The sequence below is a fragment of the Pseudomonas sp. YQ_5 genome (assembly GCF_043103305.1).
Lineage (GTDB): Bacteria > Pseudomonadota > Gammaproteobacteria > Pseudomonadales > Pseudomonadaceae > Aquipseudomonas > Aquipseudomonas putida_Y.
Genome location: NZ_JBICJS010000100.1, coordinates 1 through 2,284 on the forward strand (window position 1 = coordinate 1; position 2,284 = coordinate 2,284).

The 2,284-nt window shown below is 61.3% G+C and carries 2 protein-coding genes; one reads left to right on the forward strand and one right to left on the reverse strand.

The window, feature by feature from the left end; all coding sequences use genetic code 11:
• Positions 1-187 precede the first annotated feature (187 nt).
• Positions 188-523 carry a helix-hairpin-helix domain-containing protein gene (locus ACF8EA_RS23620; RefSeq protein ID WP_028697093.1) on the reverse strand — a complete coding sequence of 112 codons (336 nt, stop codon included), beginning with the start codon at positions 521-523 and terminating at the stop codon, positions 188-190.
• A gap of 536 nt (positions 524-1,059) precedes the next feature.
• On the opposite strand from ACF8EA_RS23620, the gene wecB reads away from it, so the two are divergent.
• Positions 1,060-2,193, forward strand: a complete 1,134-nt coding sequence (gene wecB / locus ACF8EA_RS23625; RefSeq protein ID WP_392523472.1) for a non-hydrolyzing UDP-N-acetylglucosamine 2-epimerase — start codon at positions 1,060-1,062, stop codon at positions 2,191-2,193.
• Positions 2,194-2,284: the final 91 nt, after the last annotated feature.

A 2,284-nucleotide genomic window follows, 5' to 3' on the forward strand; every position in this document is an offset into this window, starting at 1 on the left:
TACGCATCACCTCAAACCTCAAGACGGACACCTGATAGCCTTAACTCCATCTCCCGGCGACCCCATCGCCGGTCACCCATGCCCCCTTTCGTGTTGAGCCGCCTCATTTCAGACAAAAAACAGGGCTGCTTTGCAGCCCCGGTTCCGAAGGGCAACCCCAAACCACAGGCTCGCCCTACTCCCGCACTTACTCCACCATCACCTTGTCCCGGTTACGCTCCAGCAACGCATTGCCAATGCCCTTTATCTCCAGCAGTTCATCCACCGAAGCAAACGGCCCATTGGCCTCCCTATAGGCCACGATGGCTTCAGCCTTGGCCTTGCCTATCCCGTTCAGCTCCTTCTGCAAGGTGACCGCATCAGCCTTGTTCAGGTCCAGCCGCTGCGGCTGCTGGGCCTGCTGCTGGCTCACCACCGGCACTGGCTCGGGCATCGCCGGGGCGCTGGCGGGAGCAGCGCTGAGGGAAAAGGACAGGCTGGCGAACAGCGGCAGCAGCAAGTACGACAGAACGTTGTTACGCATGGTGAACACTCCTAGTGTTGGTCATTTTCCAGCAGCCGTTTTCCTTTGGCTGCGTAATCAACCCTAGCGGCAAACCCCACACCGAAACAGCCGCCATCATCGGCGAATGGTTACCAAATCGATCAGCCACCCAGCCAACTTCGCCCACCCAAAAATAATGACCTTTCCCCTCCACCACCCCGGCCTGAGCGTATTTGGCGCCCTGCATCATGGCCTGTAGCCGAATACCCGTTTGTCCGATGCCGCATTCACCGCAAGACCCGCACACTTTCCTACAACCCCCGGCGAGCGAGGCCAGACTACGAACAACCGCACTCTCCAGCCGGGCGAAGATCACCTGCCAACTGGCATCACATGAACCAACTGCTAGATTTTTGAGCAATGGACAGCCGTTTGCTTGAAGGACCCAAGCTGCACGCCCTCATCCACCCGCCGCTTGCCCGCGCACCCAGCCCGTCCATCAGGCCAGCCTTCGCACGGCCATCCGGCCCCTTAGGCCCACCCGTACCGCCCCGCCCAGCAAGAGGATCACCGCCGTGCCCCTCAAGACCCTCACTGTATTCGGCACCCGTCCAGAAGCCATCAAGATGGCCCCGCTTGCCCTGAAACTCGCACAGGACACCCGCTTCGAGCCCCGTGTGTGCGTCACCGCCCAGCACCGGCAAATGCTCGACCAGGTACTGGAGCTGTTCGGTATCACCCCCGATTACGACTTGAACATCATGAAGCCCGGCCAAGACCTGACCGGCGTGACCACAGGAATTTTGCAAGGCATCCAGCCGATACTGGCCGAATTCAAGCCTGATGTGGTGCTGGTGCATGGCGACACTGCGACCACCTTTGCCACCAGCCTGGCGGCCTATTACCAGCAAATTCCCATCGCCCACGTAGAAGCCGGCCTGCGCACCAACAACCTGTATTCCCCCTGGCCAGAGGAAGGCAACCGGCGCCTGACCGGCACCCTGGCCGCCCTGCACTTCGCCCCCACAGCCACCTCGCGTGACAACCTGCTAAGGGAAGGCATTGACCCAGCGAGCATTTTCACCACCGGCAACACCGTGATCGACGCTCTGCTGGACGTGGTGCACAAACTGGAGAGCCCGGTGCTGAGAGCCCAGTTCGAACGCCAGTTCGACTACCTGGCTGCCCATCGGCGCATGGTGCTGGTAACAGGCCACCGGCGCGAGAACTTTGGCGGTGGCTTCGAACGCATCTGCCAGGCTTTGGTGCAGACGGCGCGCCAGTTCCCCGAGGTGGATGTGGTGTACCCGGTGCATCTCAACCCTAACGTGCGAGAGCCGGTCAACCGGCTGCTGGCGGATGTGGGGAATATCTACCTGATCGAACCGCTGGATTACCTGCCGTTCGTTTACCTGATGAGCCGTGCGTATGTCATTTTGACCGACTCGGGGGGCATTCAGGAGGAAGCGCCGGCACTGGGCAAACCGGTGCTGGTGATGCGTGATACCACGGAGCGGCCGGAGGCGGTGGCGGCGGGAACGGTGAAACTGGTGGGCACGGAAGTTGGGTCCATTACCGGGGAACTGGCCAGGTTGCTGACGGATGAGGGGGCGTATCGAGAGATGAGCGTGGCGCATAATCCGTATGGGGACGGGAAGGCGTGTGGGCGGATTGTGGAGGCGCTTGGGTCGAGATTGGGGTTGGGCTGACAGGCGCATGCCTTGAGATGTTTGTCGTTTGTGAGATCGAGCGCCGCCCGCGCGGCGCATCGCGAGCTGCGCTCGCTCCTACGTTTGTTTC

What these genes read in the sequence shown, in the direction of transcription:
- ACF8EA_RS23620 (WP_028697093.1), bottom strand. Translation starts at nt 523, where the DNA reads ATGCGTAACAACGTTCTGTCGTACTTGCTGCTGCCGCTGTTCGCCAGC.